The organism is Streptomyces sp. NPDC005374, assembly GCF_042872225.1.
Lineage (GTDB): Bacteria > Actinomycetota > Actinomycetes > Streptomycetales > Streptomycetaceae > Streptomyces.
Genome location: NZ_JBIAKA010000007.1, coordinates 160,905 through 175,186, shown reverse-complemented (window position 1 = coordinate 175,186; position 14,282 = coordinate 160,905). Strand labels below are relative to the sequence as shown.

Annotated in this window: 15 protein-coding genes and 1 pseudogene; 4 read left to right on the top strand and 12 right to left on the bottom strand. The window is 70.3% G+C overall.

Annotated features, from left to right (window positions below):
- Positions 1-61: 61 nt before the first annotated feature.
- Together ACFYRX_RS19485 and ACFYRX_RS19480 are read right to left on the bottom strand one after the other, a co-directional pair.
- Positions 62-571 (bottom strand): flavin reductase family protein, encoded by a 510-nt coding sequence (locus ACFYRX_RS19485; protein ID WP_389101136.1) that lies wholly within the window; start codon positions 569-571, stop codon positions 62-64.
- A 208-nt stretch (positions 572-779) separates the two neighbouring features.
- Positions 780-1,193 carry a TlpA family protein disulfide reductase gene (locus ACFYRX_RS19480; RefSeq protein ID WP_389101652.1) on the bottom strand — a complete coding sequence of 138 codons (414 nt, stop codon included), beginning with the start codon at positions 1,191-1,193 and terminating at the stop codon, positions 780-782.
- A 75-nt stretch (positions 1,194-1,268) separates the two neighbouring features.
- On the opposite strand from ACFYRX_RS19480, the gene ACFYRX_RS19475 reads away from it, so the two are divergent.
- Together ACFYRX_RS19475 and ACFYRX_RS19470 are read left to right on the top strand one after the other, a co-directional pair.
- Positions 1,269-1,685, top strand: coding sequence for a DUF4395 domain-containing protein (locus tag ACFYRX_RS19475; protein WP_389101134.1), 417 nt, complete (start codon positions 1,269-1,271; stop codon positions 1,683-1,685).
- Between the two features lie 187 nt (positions 1,686-1,872).
- Positions 1,873-2,601 (top strand): lysophospholipid acyltransferase family protein, encoded by a 729-nt coding sequence (locus ACFYRX_RS19470; protein ID WP_389101133.1) that lies wholly within the window; start codon positions 1,873-1,875, stop codon positions 2,599-2,601.
- A 71-nt stretch (positions 2,602-2,672) separates the two neighbouring features.
- Here ACFYRX_RS19470 and ACFYRX_RS19465 read toward each other — a convergent pair whose 3' ends face one another.
- From ACFYRX_RS19465 to ACFYRX_RS19445, 5 genes are all read right to left on the bottom strand, one after another.
- Positions 2,673-3,245 (bottom strand): transglutaminase domain-containing protein, encoded by a 573-nt coding sequence (locus ACFYRX_RS19465; protein ID WP_389101131.1) that lies wholly within the window; start codon positions 3,243-3,245, stop codon positions 2,673-2,675.
- Between the two features lie 61 nt (positions 3,246-3,306).
- Positions 3,307-3,819, bottom strand: a complete 513-nt coding sequence (locus tag ACFYRX_RS19460) for a GNAT family N-acetyltransferase (protein WP_389101129.1) — start codon at positions 3,817-3,819, stop codon at positions 3,307-3,309.
- Between the two features lie 35 nt (positions 3,820-3,854).
- On the bottom strand, positions 3,855-4,925 hold the full coding sequence (locus ACFYRX_RS19455) for a threonine aldolase family protein (protein WP_389101127.1): 1,071 nt from the start codon (positions 4,923-4,925) through the stop codon (positions 3,855-3,857).
- Positions 4,922-5,671 carry an SDR family NAD(P)-dependent oxidoreductase gene (locus ACFYRX_RS19450; RefSeq protein ID WP_389101126.1) on the bottom strand — a complete coding sequence of 250 codons (750 nt, stop codon included), beginning with the start codon at positions 5,669-5,671 and terminating at the stop codon, positions 4,922-4,924. Before ACFYRX_RS19450 ends, ACFYRX_RS19455 begins: the two co-directional genes overlap by 4 nt.
- 53 nt (positions 5,672-5,724) lie before the next feature.
- Positions 5,725-7,122, bottom strand: coding sequence for a DUF6421 family protein (locus ACFYRX_RS19445; protein WP_389101124.1), 1,398 nt, complete (start codon positions 7,120-7,122; stop codon positions 5,725-5,727).
- 271 nt (positions 7,123-7,393) lie between these two features.
- Here ACFYRX_RS19445 and ACFYRX_RS19440 point away from each other — a divergent pair, with 271 nt between their 5' ends.
- Positions 7,394-8,077 (top strand): glycerophosphodiester phosphodiesterase, encoded by a 684-nt coding sequence (locus tag ACFYRX_RS19440; RefSeq protein ID WP_389101123.1) that lies wholly within the window; start codon positions 7,394-7,396, stop codon positions 8,075-8,077.
- A 15-nt stretch (positions 8,078-8,092) separates the two neighbouring features.
- Here the strand turns inward: ACFYRX_RS19440 and ACFYRX_RS19435 are convergent, their stop codons facing one another.
- Entirely contained in the window at positions 8,093-8,629 is a 537-nt protein-coding gene (locus tag ACFYRX_RS19435) for a GNAT family N-acetyltransferase (RefSeq protein ID WP_389101650.1), read from the bottom strand.
- A 71-nt stretch (positions 8,630-8,700) separates the two neighbouring features.
- Between ACFYRX_RS19435 and ACFYRX_RS19430 the strand changes: the two genes are divergently transcribed.
- A complete protein-coding gene (locus tag ACFYRX_RS19430) occupies positions 8,701-9,093 on the top strand; it encodes a VOC family protein (protein WP_389101121.1) in 393 nt (130 codons plus the stop codon).
- An 88-nt stretch (positions 9,094-9,181) separates the two neighbouring features.
- Here ACFYRX_RS19430 and ACFYRX_RS19425 read toward each other — a convergent pair whose 3' ends face one another.
- The 4 genes and pseudogenes from ACFYRX_RS19425 to ACFYRX_RS19410 form a co-directional block, all read right to left on the bottom strand.
- Positions 9,182-10,699, bottom strand: coding sequence for a glycoside hydrolase family 43 protein (locus ACFYRX_RS19425; RefSeq protein WP_389101119.1), 1,518 nt, complete (start codon positions 10,697-10,699; stop codon positions 9,182-9,184).
- A 76-nt stretch (positions 10,700-10,775) separates the two neighbouring features.
- On the bottom strand, positions 10,776-13,367 hold the full coding sequence (locus ACFYRX_RS19420; protein WP_389101118.1) for a cellulosome protein: 2,592 nt from the start codon (positions 13,365-13,367) through the stop codon (positions 10,776-10,778).
- A gap of 126 nt (positions 13,368-13,493) precedes the next feature.
- Positions 13,494-14,034 (bottom strand): annotated as a pseudogene (locus tag ACFYRX_RS19415) (MarR family winged helix-turn-helix transcriptional regulator).
- Positions 14,031-14,240 (bottom strand): hypothetical protein, encoded by a 210-nt coding sequence (locus ACFYRX_RS19410; RefSeq protein WP_389101116.1) that lies wholly within the window; start codon positions 14,238-14,240, stop codon positions 14,031-14,033. Before ACFYRX_RS19410 ends, ACFYRX_RS19415 begins: the two are co-directional and overlap by 4 nt.
- Positions 14,241-14,282 lie beyond the last annotated feature (42 nt).

Here is a 14,282-nt window from a genome sequence, read left to right as displayed (position 1 = left end):
GCAACGCAGCGTAATCGGAGCTCGACGGCCTCGCACACCGGCGCAAGAGGCGCTGATCCGTTCAGTCACGCAGGCCGCTGAACCGTCCCTGGTGATAGAGCAGCGGCCGACCGGTGCCCGCGGGGTCGCCGAGCCGTACCTCGGCCAGCACGATGCGGTGGTCCCCGGCGGGCACGCGTCCGACGACCCGGCAGACCAGCCAGGCGAGGACGTCGTCCAGGACGGGGACGCCCTCGGGCCCCTCGCGCCAGGCGGTGGGTGTGCCGAAGCGGTCGGCGCCGCTGCGGGCGAAGGTGGCGGCCAGCTCTTCCTGGTGCTCGCCGAGTATGTGCACGCCCACGTGATCGGCCCGGGAGATCGCGGGCCAGCTGGAGGCGCCCGTACCGATCCCGAAGGAGAGCATCGGGGGTTCGGCGGAGACCGAGCTGAGGGAGGTGGCGGTGAAGCCGACCGGGCCCGTCTCACCACGCGCGGTGATCACGGCGACGCCTGCCGCATGCCGCCGGAAGACGGAGCGCAGGAGGTCGGGAGAGGCGAGCTGGGGGGTGCCGAGGTCGGGCGTGGCCGTCATGCGGTCGTCCTTCTGCGAGGAGTGTCGAGCTGGACCGTGGCTGCTCAACAAGCCGGACAGCGCGCGCTCGCGGTGCGGGCGAGGTCGACGTGCACTCGCCCGAACAGAAGGAGTTCCGTAGGCATACGGTCAGGCTGACGATAGGTGCGGCGCACAGTCAAGTACGTTCCGGCATCTGGGAGATGCCTCACCGTGGGCGCACTCGGGGTCAAACCGCCTCCCCGATCGCCGCTATGACGTCCGCCTTGCGGGGCTGGCCGGTGGCGCGCCGTACGACTCTGCCGCCGGCGTCGAGGACCAGCACGGTCGGCGTCTTGAGGATGTCGAGTTCGCGCACCAGGTCGAGGTTCTTCTCGGCGTCGATCTCGACATGAGCCACACCCGGGACCAGTCCGGCGACCTCGCCCAGCACCCGTCGGGTCGCCCGGCAAGGCGCGCAGAACGCACTGGAGAACTGGACGAGAGTGGCGCGCTCACCCAGTTCCCCGCCCAACTCGGCCGCACCGAGCCTCTTGTCGTCGTCGCGCCCGCGCACCCGCACCCTCCCGCTCCGCCGCCGTTGCAGCACTCCGAAGCCGCTCGCCGCCGCGAGCACCACCACGCACACCACAAGTCCGGTCATCACCTGCACAAGCATTCACGAGACTGCAAAGATTCCCGACTCCCCCCAGTCTTTCCGTTGCGGAATGCTTGATTCATGGACATTGATGCAAGGGGGCCGCGCTTCGGCGCGGCCGTGACGGCCGTCGTCCTGGCGGCCGTTCTGATCACGGGCAGCTTCTGGCTGCTGGCCTGGCAGACGCTGGCGTTCGCGCTGGGCGCGGCGGGCGGGGTGGGCCGCTCGCCGTACGGATGGCTGTTCCGCAGGCTCGTACGGCCGCGGATCGGGCCGCCGACCGAGTTCGAGTCGCCGGAGCCGCCGCGGTTCGCGCAGGGGGTGGGCCTCGCCTTCGCGGTCCTCGGGCTGGTGGGATACGGCATCGGGCCGGAGTGGCTCGGACTCGCCGCCACCGGGGCGGCACTCGCGGCGGCCTTCCTGAACGCCACGTTCGGGTACTGCCTGGGTTGCGAGATGTACCTGCTCGTGCGGCGGGTCACGGTACGCGCGGAGTAAAGACGCCGTAAAAGCCCAAGGTGGATCACCGGGTGGACGTGACGAGAATCTCGCACCGGGCGGGCACCAGGACTGGCTCCCCGCCCGTTCTTGGGGCACGATCTGCGAGATGCCGTAAACCTACGGCTGCGTAACTTAATGCCGGGACTCCCCTTCCCCGGCAGAGCAGGAAGGGCTCACCCCGCCCATGGCAGAGCTTGTCTACCGCCCCGTCGTCGGATTCGCCCAGGCCCTGTTCAAGGCCTGGGACCTCAAGATCGACTGCAAGGGTTCGGAGAACATCCCGCGCTCGGGCGGCGCCGTTCTGGTGAGCAACCACATCAGTTACCTGGACTTCGTCTTCAACGGCATGGCAGCGCTCCCGCAGAAACGTCTCGTGCGTTTCATGGCGAAGGAGTCCGTCTTCCGCCACAGGATCTCGGGTCCGCTGATGCGCGGGATGAAGCACATCCCGGTCGACCGCACACAGGGCGAGACGGCCTACGCCCACGCCCTGGAGTCACTGCGGTCGGGCGAGATCATCGGGGTCTTCCCCGAGGCGACCATCTCGCAGTCCTTCACGCTCAAGAGCTTCAAGTCGGGTGCGGCACGACTGGCCCAGGAGGCGGGCGTACCGCTGATCCCGATGGCCCTCTGGGGCACCCAGAGGATCTGGACCAAGGGCCACCCGCGCAACTTCAAGCGCAGCCACATCCCGATCACGATGCGGGTCGGTGAGGCGGTCGAGGCCTCGCGGGACAAGTACGCGGGGGCGATCACGCGGCAACTGCGGGAGCGGGTCAACGAGTTGCTGGAAGCCGCTCAGCGGGCCTATCCGGTGCGCCCCAAGGGGCCGGACGACACCTGGTGGATGCCGGCCCACCTCGGGGGCACGGCGCCCACCCCGGAACAGGTGCGGGAGACCGAGGCCCGGTAGCTGCTCGGCTGCGGAGACGTCGTGGCCGGTCGCGCAGTTCCCCGCGCCCCTGCAGGACCGATCCGCAGCACTCAGAGTGCGGTGGGGAGCTTCAGCCAGAGGGACGGGCGGTCGGGGGCCGTCTTGAGCGCGCTCAGGACGGCCGAGTGCGGTGCGGCGTAGAGCGTGGGGCAGTCCGTCTCGCCGGCCTCCGGGTCCGGCGTGAAGGCCAGCCGCTCACCGTCGAGGGAGAACTGGGCGTCCACACCGGGCTTGTTGCCGCGAGGGTCCTGACGGTGCCAGGCGCCGTTGAACCGCACCGCGACCAGGCCGTGCACCACGTCGAGCTTCTGATAGCAGAACGCGGTCGGGATGTCCTCGGCGCGCAGCAGCGCGGCCAGCGCGTGCGCCTTGGCGTAGCAGATACCGGTGCCCTGCTCCAGGACGTCGGACGCCCGCCAGGTGACGCGCAGGTCGCCGGAGTCCTGGGAGTGCGGAATGGTGTCGCGCACGAACTCGAATGCCAGACGCGCATAGGCATACGAGTCCTCCGCCTCCCTGGCGAGGCGCGCGGCCACCTCCCGGACGACCGGATGGCCATGATCGATGACCTCGTCGGCGGCCAAGTACGCGGAAAGGTCGGGGGTTTCCTGGATCAGCTCCATGCCTGCAGAGCATAGGAAGACGATCACCCCCGCGTCAATTATTTTACAGAGCTCAGTATATTTATGCGGAGTAGCAGTGCACGGCCACGAGCTGGGACGCGCTCCACCGCTGTTCGACCGTGGCCAGCCTCGTCCAGCCCAGTCGTTCGTACAGGGCCGCGGCCGCGGTGTCGGAGGCGACCACGTCGAGCACCGGGTGCAGGCGGTGACGCCGCGCTTCCTCCACCGCTCGGCCGATCAGCAGCGCGCCGATCCCGTGCCCTCTCGCCTGCGGAGCGACGAACAGCCGGCCCACCACCGCGGCCTCTTCGCTGCTCGTGCCGTTCCGCTCGCTCCACAGGACAGGGGCCAGGTCGCCCTCCTCGCTGCGGGAGAGGCTGATGTGGCCCGCCACCCGGCCGTCCGACTCGGCGACCCAGCTGCCCAGAGCCGAAGCCTGTGCCAGCCAATCACCGGGACGCGCGGGCCAGTTCACCGGGTACCCGTCGCGCCGGTGAACCTCCGCGAGCACCTGTACACATGCCTCGATGTCGTCATCGGTCCTCGGCCGGACCCGGCGCTGCGTCTTGTCCACCCCCGCATGCAAGCACAGGTGCCGTGCGGCCCGCGCTAGCGCGCCATCTCCTCCTTGAGCGCCGCCAAGAACGCGTCCACGTCGTCCTCGGTCGTGTCGTAGGCGCACATCCAGCGGACGACACCCGCGGTCTCGTCCCAGAAGTAGAAGCGGAAGCGCTTCTGGAGCCGCTCGCTCACGTCGTGCGGCAGCTGGGCGAAGACGCCGTTGGCCTCGACCGGGTAGAGGATCTCCACACCGTGGACGGCGCGGACGCCCTCGGCCAGGCGCTGGGCCATCTCGTTGGCGTGGCGGGCGTTGCGCAGCCACAGGTCCTTGGCGAGCAGGGCCTCCAACTGCACCGACACGAAGCGCATCTTGGAGGCGAGCTGCATGGACAGCTTGCGCAGATGCTTCATGTGGGAGACCGCGTCCTGGTTGATGACCACGACGGCCTCGCCGAACAACGCGCCGTTCTTCGTCCCGCCGAGGGACAGGATGTCGACGCCGACGGCGTTGGTGAACGTCCGCATCGGGACGTCGAGGGAGGCCGCCGCGTTGGCTATCCGCGAGCCGTCCAGGTGGACCTTCATGCCGTGCGCGTGGGCATGGTCGCAGATCGCGCGGATCTCGTCCGGCGTGTAGAGGGTGCCGAGTTCCGTGCTCTGGGTGATCGAGACGACCTGGGGCATCGCGCGGTGCTCGTCGTCCCAGCCGTATGCCTGTCTGTCGATCAGCTCCGGGGTCAGCTTGCCGTCGGGCGTCGCGACGGTGAGCAGCTTCAGGCCGCCCATCCGTTCGGGGGCGCCGCCCTCGTCGACGTTGATGTGCGCGCTCTCGGCGCAGATCACCGCGCCCCAGCGGTCGGTGACCGCCTGGAGCGCGACGACGTTGGCGCCGGTGCCGTTGAAGACCGGGAAGGCCTGCGCCGTGGCCCCGAAGTGGCTGCGGATGATGCCCTGGAGGTTCTCGGTGTAGTCGTCCTCGCCGTACGCGACCTGGTGGCCGCCGTTGGCGAGGGCCAGGGCGGCGAGGACCTCCGGGTGGGCACCGGCGTAGTTGTCGCTGGCGAAGCCCCGGCTGTCCGGGTCGTGGTGACGCCGGGCGTCGGTCTTCGCAGGGTTCACGGCTTCTCGGTGAGCCACAGACGGTTTCCGTTCACTTCTGCGGCGGGCTTCTCCCAGACGTCGGCGATGGCCGCCGCGAGGTCCTTGACGTCGGTGAAGCCCGCGTACTTCGCGTTGGGGCGCTCTGCGCGCATCGCCTCGTGCACCAACGCCTTCACGACCAGGATGGTGGCCGCCGAGGTGAGCTCCGCACCGGCCCCCGCCTTGCGGAAGAAGTCGGCCATGGCGAGCGTCCAGGCCTCGGCGGCCGCCTTGGCGGCGGCGTAGGCGGCGTTGCCCGCGGTGGGCCTGGTCGCGCCCGCCGCGCTGATCAGCACATAGCGGCCCCGGTCACTGCGCTGGAGCACCTCGGAGAACGCCAGGGAGGTGTGCTGCACGGTGCGGACGAGCAGCAGCTCCAGGAAGTCCCAGTCGTCGAGGCTGGTCTTGACGAAGGTCTCACTGCCGCGCCAGCCGCCCACGAGGTGGACCACGCCGTCGACCCGCCCGAAGTCCTTCTCGATGCCGGCGGCCCAGTCCCGCGTGGACTTCAGGTCGAGCAGATCGACGGGTTCCCCGGTGACGGTGGCGCCGCCGCCCGCGTCCCGGGCCGCGCCCACCGCCTCCGCGAGCCGCTCTGGATCGTTGTCCGCGCCGACGACGGTCGCGCCCGCCTCGGCGAGCCGGACGAGTGCCGCGCGCCCCGCGGGCCCGCCCGCTCCGGCCACCGCGATCACCGCACCGCTGAGAGCTCCGTTCCCCACCATGTTCTTCGCCTCCTGCCGAGCCGTGTTCCCGGTCGCGCGCGAGTTCGTGCCGCTCACGCGGCGGCCCGCGCGGCACTCTCCGCGGTGATGCCCCGAGTGGAGGCGATCACGTTCTTCAGCTTCTTGGAGAGGGCCTCATAGAACATGCTCAGCGGAAACTCGTCCGGAAGCACGTCATCGACGAGTTTCCGGGGCGGCAGGGACAGGTCGAGGGCGTCGGGGCCCTTGGCCCACCTGGAGCCCGGGTGCGGGGAAAGATAGGTGGAGACCAGCTCGTACCCGGCGAACCAGTGGACGAGCTTCGGGCGGTCGATGCCGTCGCGGTAGAGCTGCTCGATGTCGGCGCACAGCTGGTTGGTGACCTGCGGGGCGCGCTGCCAGTCGATGAACAGCTTGTTGTCGGTCCAGCGCACGACGTCGTGCTTGTGCAGGTAGGCGAAGAGGAGCTGGCCGCCGAGGCCGTCGTAGTTGCGCACCCGCTCGCCGGTGACCGGGAAGCGGAACATGCGGTCGAAGAGGACCGCGTACTGCACGTCACGGGCCTGCGGGACGCCGTCGGCCTCCAGCTTCACGGCCTCCTTGAAGGCGGTGAGGTCACAGCGCAGTTCCTCCAGGCCGTACATCCAGAACGGCTGGCGCTGCTTGATCATGAACGGGTCGAAAGGCAGATCGCCGTGGCTGTGGGTGCGGTCGTGGACCATGTCCCACAGGACGAAGGCCTCCTCGCAGCGCGTCTGGTCGTGGACCATCGCGGCGACGTCCTCGGGCAGCTCGACGCCCAGGATGCCGACGGCGGCCTCGGTGACCCGGCGGAAGCGCGCGGCCTCGCGGTCGCAGAAGATGCCGCCCCAGGAGAAGCGTTCCGGCGCCTCGCGTACGGCGATGGTCTCCGGGAAGAGGACGGCGGAGTTGGTGTCGTAACCGGCCGTGAAGTCCTCGAACTTGATGCCGCAGAACAGCGGGTTGTCGTAGCGCGTGCGCTCCAGTTCGGCCAGCCAGTCGGGCCAGACCATGCGCAGGACGACCGCTTCGAGATTGCGGTCGGGGTTGCCGTTCTGCGTGTACATCGGGAAGACGACCAGGTGCTGGAGGCCGTCCGCACGGCTCACGGCGGGCTGAAAGGCCAGCAGGGAGTCGAGGAAGTCGGGCACCTCGAAACCGCCCTCGGCCCAGCGCCGGAGGTCCTTCACGAGAGCCTCGTGGTAGTCGGCGTCGTGCGGGAGCAGCGGGGACAGTTCCTCGACGCCGTCTACGACACGCCGTACGGCGGCTTCGGCGTCCGCACGCGTGGGTGCCCCCTCGGCCCCGAAGTCGACCGACCCGTCCTTGGACTGCCATGGCCGGATCCGCTCCACGGCATCCTTGAGCACGGGCCATGCCGGGTGCTCCACCACCCTGGTCATGGGGGGAACATGGTCCCCCGAAGCCGCCTGCGCAAGAATTTCCGTCATGTCCCATCCTCCACGGGAGAACCTCTCGTATGGAGACCGTATACATACGAGCTTCCGTCCAGCAAGAGCGGACTCGGGAAGTTATCCTGCGCACCCCAAAGGTCACCGAACTTTTTCCTGTCGCGTGCCATGAACACCGCGATTCCGGGTATCCGAGACACCCGCCCCTCACGTCACCGCGATCCCCCGTGTACACACGGGTCCATCACACGGTGTAGCCGTTAGGCTGCGGCTCTGCACCGAGCCGCCGTCGACGGAAGCGAGTTGAACCTTGAACTTCCTTACCATCGGTCATCGCGGAGTCATGGGTACCGAACCCGAGAACACTCTCCGTTCCTTCACCGCCGCCCAGCAGGCCGGCCTCGACGTCATCGAACTCGATCTGCACCTCAGCAAGGACGGCGCGCTCGTCGTCATGCACGACACCGACGTGGACCGCACGACCGACGGCACCGGCCCGATCGCCGAGAAGACCCTCACCGAACTGCGCGCCCTGGACGCGGGCCGCGGGGAGCGCGTCCCGGTGTTCGAGGAGGTCCTGGACGCCGTGCACTCGCCGCTCCAGGCCGAGATCAAGGACATCGCGGCCGCCCGGGCGCTGGCCGAGGTCATGCTCCGGCGGGACCTCGTCTCCCGGGTCGAGGTGTCCTCGTTCCACGACGAGGCGGTCGCCGAGATCGGCCGGCTGGTGCCCGGCGTACGCACCGCGCTGATCGGCAGCCGGTTCGGCCCCGACATCGTGGAGCGCGCCGTCGAGGCCGGAGCGGGAACCGTCTGCCTGAACATCCGCCGGCTGACCCTGGAGGTCGTGGAGGCCGCCCGCAAGGCCGACCTGAAGATCATCGGCTGGGTGGTCAACACCCAGGACCATCTGCGGCTGGTGCGGGCCCTGGAGCTGGACGGCGCCACGACCGACTACCCGGAGATCAAACGCACCGGCCGCTTCACCGCCTGAACCACGGCGGAAACGTCACACCAGCGGCTTGACCAGCAGCTCGAACCGCAGGTCGTCGCGCTGCGGGATACCGAAGCGCTCGTCGCCGTACGGGAAGGGCGTCATCTCTCCCGTACGGCGGTAGCCGCGCCGCTCGTACCAGGCGATGAGGTCGTCGCGCACGGAGATCACGGTCATGTGCATCTCGGTGACGCCCCAGGTGTCGCGGGCGATGCGCTCCGCCTCGGCGATGATCACCTTGCCGAGGCCGCCGCCCTGGAGCGCGGGGCTGACCGCGAACATCCCGAAGTACGCGTGGCTGCCCCGGTGTTCGAGCTGGCAGCAGGCGACGATGCGCCCGTCCCGCTCCACCGTCAGCAGTCGGCTGTCGGGCGACTTGATGACCGCGAGCACGCCCTCCGGGTCCGTCCGCTGCCCCTGGAGGATGTCCGCCTCGGTGGTCCACCCGGCCCGGCTGTCGTCCCCGCGGTACGCCGACTCGACCAGCGCGACGAGCGCGTCCACGTCGGCGTCGGTGGCGTCACGGAAGGTGAGTCCGGCGGTGGTCTCCATGGTGCGCATCTCCACTTCTCGGGCACGACTCGGGCACGGCCGAGAGTAACGCCCCGGATAGGCTCGCCCGCATGGTGCACGTACTGAGCGGCCGCGTCCTGCTGCGCCCCACCGATCCGGAACGCTCCAGGCTCTTCTACGGCGATCAGCTGGGCCTCGCCGTATACCGCGAGTTCGGCACCGGGCCGGAGCGGGGCACCGTCTACTTCCTCGGCGGCGGGTTCCTGGAACTGTCCGGACGCTCGCAGGACCCCGCGGCCGCGGACGTACGGCTGTGGCTCCAGGTCGCGGACGTGACCGCGGCGCACGAGGAGCTGCTGGCCAAGGGCGTCGAGATCGTACGGCCGCCGGTGAAGGAGCCGTGGGGCCTGGTCGAGATGTGGGTGGCGGATCCGGACGGCACGCCGATCGTGCTGGTGGAGGTGCCGGCGGACCACCCGATCCGCTACCGGCCCGGGATCTGAGCCCGCTCGGGCTGCTCGCCGACGGAAGCGTCGAGCAGCCCGATCCGGGACGCGAGGCCTGTCGGCGAGCGCTCCGCAAGGTCACATGTCAGTCCTCGACCTCGACCGGCTCGTAGTCGAACCAGTCGAAGTGGACGGTGCCGACCGAGGCGTACACGCCGATGACCCGGCCGGTGAAGCCGCCCGCGACCTCGGTGGAGAGGTAGCGGCCGTCGAGGGTGGCGAGTTCGACGAAGGCGCCCTCCCCGTCCTCCACTCCGAGGGTGACGGTGTCCGGTCCCTGGCGGGGGTCGGTGACCTTCCGGGCGACGGACACCTCGATCCTGAGCACCACCGGGCCGGCGTCCGTCGGGTGGGAGGCGACCACGGTTCGCAGCGTGCCGACGCGGGCGATCACCTGCACCTGGCCGGGCGTCGCCTCGATCTCGTAGTGGTGCTGCTCGTCCAGACGGACCGCCAGGCCCCCGCCTCCTTCGGACGCGTCGGCCAGGACACGCGTACGGCACGAGAGGTGCTGCTGGCGGCGGCCGAGGAAGGTGACCTCGGGATCGTCCAGCGACGTCCCGCGGGCGCGCAGGCTCAGCCAGCCGGGCCGTTCCCCCGTGGTGTAGTTCTCGGCCGGCCGGGAGCGCGGCGAAAGCCAGCCGTGGGCGAGTTCACCGAGGTCGAAGTCGTCCCGGACGGGCACGACGGCGGGCTCCTGCAGCGGCCACGGAGGGGCGGCCATGACGGGTGCCACCTCACCGACGACCGGCCAGTCGTCGACCCAGGTCACCGGGGCGAGGAACGTCTCCCGGCCCAGCACGTGCCAGCCGGGGGTGCCGCCCTGCGGCCGGACGCCGAGAAACACCATCCACCACGAGCCGTCCGGCCCCTGTACGAGATCCCCGTGGCCGGTGTTCTGGATGGGGTCCTCGGTGCCGCGATGGGTCAGGACCGGGTTGTCCGGGCAGGGCTCGAACGGCCCGTCGAGGGTGCGGCTGCGGGCGATCGAGACGCCGTGGCACCGCTCGGTACCGCCCTCGGCGATGAGCAGGTACCAGTAAGCGCCGATCCGGTACAGATGCGGTGCCTCCGGGGCCTTGGCGCCGGGAGTGCCGGACCAGACGCGCCGGGACTCGCCGATCGTCTCCCCGGTGTGCGGGTCGATACGGACCTGGCTGACTCCCGCGAGGGTGCACCAGCAGGTGCCGTCGTCGTCCCAGGCGAGGTCCGGGTCGATGCCGTGCACGCCGGGCAGCCGGATCGGATCGGACCAGGGACCGGCCGGGTCGGTGGCCGTGAACAGCACGTTGCCGTCGCTGCTGACGTTCGTGACGATCAGCCAGAAGCGGCCGTCGTGATGGCGCAGGGTGGGTGCGTACAGTCCGCCGGACGCCGGCGTCTCGGGCGGCAGCCGCAACTGGCCCGGCCGGTCCAGGGCGTTGCCGATCTGGGTCCAGTGCACCAGGTCCCGGCTGTGGAAGACGGGCACGCCCGGGAAGTACTCGAAGCTGGAGCACACGAGGTAGTAGTCCTCGCCTACCCGGCAGACGCTCGGATCGGGGTGGAACCCCGGGATCACGGGGTTGTTGAAGGCGTTGTCCCTCGCGGGCGCGCTCGACACATCGAGTCCTTTCATGAGTGCGGCCACGCGGGCCGGGGGCGGGGGCTGGGGGTGGGGCTGGGGGTGGGGCTGGGGCTCAACGGTCGTCCCCCGGGGCGAGCGGCGTCACCGTGATCCGGTCGATGACGGGGGCGTGTGCGGAGCGCCGGCCGTGGTCGTTCCTGGTGACGCCGTCGAAGTCGGGCAGTTCGTCGGCGGTGAAGGTGAGGGTGTTCAGGCCCGGGCGCAGGGTGACGGGCACGGACAGGTTCCAGAAGTTGTTGAAGTGGAAGGTGGTGGGGAACAGGACGCGGTGCGCGGGGCCGCCGTTGACGCAGATGTCGGCGTGACGGCAGACCGGGTCCGGGTTGTAGTGGGTGGAGGGCGGCTGTTCGCCGTTGGAGTAGCGGATCGTCAGCGCATGGCGTCCGGCGCTCTCGGCGGTGACCGTCAGGGTGAGCGCGTTCGCGGGCCCGGCACCGACCCCGTCGACCGCCTTGCCGCCGGTGGCGTACGGGTATCCGGTGACCTTCGCCGTGCCGGTCAGGACGCCGGCCTCGGCGGGGTACACGGTGGCGGGCAGCAGACCGTGCGAGGCACCGATGCGCAGCCGGTCCACGATCAGACGGTCCGAGGTGCCGGTGACCGTGATGCGGTTGACGCCTCCGGCCAGGAAGAGCGGTACGGCACCGCGTTCGACGCGTCCGATCTCCTCGCCGTTGACGCTGAACACGCCCTCGCCGGGCCCGAGCAGATCGACGGTCACGGAGGCCTCCCCGTCGTCGGCCGCGTACACCCAGAAGGTGACGGTGCCGCCTCGCGGGAGCACGGCCACTCCGGGTCCCGAGGCGCCCCGGTGGGCGTGGCTGACCCGGGCCCCGCCGCCGAGGTCCGCGAACTCGGCGTCGTACAGCGCGGTTTCGTCCTCGGCGCGCAGCACGAGGTCCAGCTTGTCGACGCACACGTCGCCCTTGGTGGTGCCGAGGTCGGGGTCCTGGGCCGCGAGGGTGATCCCGTGCAGGCCGGCGGTCAGGGGGACGCGGGTGTAGGTGTGCCCCCACACCGCCGGCTTGTAGCCGAGCGGCAGCCGCAGTTCGCGCGGGTCCTCGCCGTCGACGCGCAGGAAGACGTTGGTGGGGCCCTGCTCGCGCACCAGGTCGGCGAGGTTGTGGGAGCCCGCGAAGACGACGAGGTCGTACGTCCCGTCCTGCGGGACCTCGACGTCGAAGGCGAGCACGCCGTCGGAGCCGGTGCGCAGACCGCCCACGTGGTAGCCGCCTGAGGTGGCGAACCGGTCGACGGCGGACGGGGAGCCCTCGGGCCCGTTCTTGGAGTAGCCGCTGCCCGTGTAGGTGGCGTCCTCGGCCTCGTGGGTCCGCCTCCAGCGCACCGAAGGCGGCAGGGCCACGGCCCCGTTGCCGCCCGGCGACAGGATCACCTGGTAGGCGGACATCTCGTCGAGTCCGGTCAGAGGGATCGTCACCTTCCCGTCGGACACCGGGAGTTCCTCGTCCCGCAGCCGCAACGGCTGGGCGCTCGCGCCCACTTGACCCGTCCAGGGGATCTCCACGAGCCGTACGTGGGCCACGGCACCGAACACCTCGGCGTCCACGCCCTCGAAGACGACGTCCGCCGCGCCGCCCGCACCGCCGAACAGGGCCCGCGCCTGCCGCTTCTCCCGGTCGAGGGCGGCGACGCCCTGGAGGGTGTACTGCACGTTGGGATGCGGGGCGACGACCCGGACGGTGTTCCCGGTCAGCTGTCCGTAGGCGTTGTACAGCCACCACTGCCCGTTGGCCTTGTTCGCCTCCACCGCCGAGTCGTTGAGGTTGCCGGCGATGTTCCAGTAGGCGAGGTCGGCGTCGACCTTCGACTCCTCGATCGCGGCGATCCACTGGATCATCTGGCCCGGCACGGAGACGTGGTAGTTGTGCGCGTACTCGTTGATGTTGACGGGGAGCGGACCGATACCCAACTCGCGCTCCAAGTCACGGTACTTGGCGACATTGGTGCGGACCTCGGCGGGCGAGGACAGCTCGTGCCAGGTGACGATGTCGGGCAGCACCTCGTGGGCCTTGGCGAACTCCAGGAAGTCCCTGACCTCGGGGTAGAGGATGCAGGTGTTGGGTCCGGCCACGCGGGCGTCCGGGTCGAGGTCCTTGATCAGGTGGTACGCGGCTTCCCAGGCGGCGAAGTAGTGGTCCGGTTCGGTCCGCCAGGACACCCGGTCGTAGCTCCATTCCCCCTCGCCGAACATGTTGCCCTCGGGCTCGTTGAACGGCACGTACACGATGTGCGACTTCAACTCCCCCAGCGTCAAAACGTGTTCGACCTGACGCTGGATCACGTCCAGGTGTCCGGCGAGCCGTTCCTCGCCGGTGGCGCCGGGCCACTCGTAGGGAAAGCCGCGGTAGAAGTCGGGCAGGTAGACGTAGACGTCCCGGCCGCCGGCCGCGACGAAGGGCGGCAGGATCTCCAGGGCGTCGCCGCCGGGGTGCTGGACACCGTCCTGGGCCTTGGTGGTCACCGTGCGCGGATACATGCCCTCGACCACCATGCGGCTGGGCACTCCGTCGCCGTAGAGACCGTAGAGAGTGCCGCTCGCTCCCCCGTGAAAGGGGCCGGTCTCGGTGCCGAGGTCGATGACGAGCTTCTCGGGGGCGGGGCCTTCGGCTGCCACGGCATCCATCCTTCGTTCGACATTCCGTACGACAGTCGATGATCCGCACCGACCTGGACGAACGTAGGAAGCGCAGGTGGGCCGCGTCAACAGGCACCGGGGTTCCGAAACTTCCGAAACCGCAGGTCGGGGCGGTCAGGCCCGCAGTACTCCCAGGCTGCCCTCCAGCCTGCCGAGCAGGTCTCCGAGCCGGGTGGCGAGTTCGTCCTGGGCCTCGGGAGGCAGGATGGACAGCACGGCCGACTCGTACGCCAGTTGTTCGGGCAGGATCCCGTCGACCAGGTCGCGGCCGGCGTCGGTGAGCCGGACGTGGGCGACGCGGCGGTCGCGGGCGTCGCCCCGGCGCTCGACCAGGCCCCGCTCGGTCAGCTGCTTGAGGCGTTTGGTGACGGCGGCGCCGGAGGAGAAGGTCTCACGGGCCAGGTCGCCGGGGGTCAGCTCGTGCCCGGTGCGGCGCAGGGCGCCGAGCAGGTCGAACTCGGGGCGGCTGAGTCCGGCCCGGCGCAGGGGGGGCGTCCTCGGCCTGCTGGAGGAGGGCGGCGCAGCGGTTGACGCGGCCGATGATCTCCATGGGGCCGGTGTCGAGGCCCGGGTGGACGGTCTGCCACTGCCGGACGACCGAGGCGACGGTGTCGTTCCCCGTCATGCCCGCCTGCCGTCCGTTCGGTGCCGTCATGGGCGTGCGCCCTCCGCTCTGTGGTGCCGGATCATCGCGGCGAGCGTACGGTGTCCGGCCTGCTCGGCGCGCACGGCCCTCTCCTGGGGCAGGGCCGGCTGCCGCCGTTCGCCGGGCGCGGCCTCGACGGTGGCGCGCAGGAGGGCCAGGGCGGCGGCCGGGGTGTCCACGATCTGCTCGGTGGTCAGCCGCGCGGCTGCTGGCATCCGAGGCCGGCCGGGTCGGGTCGGGCGGGGCGACCGCGACGA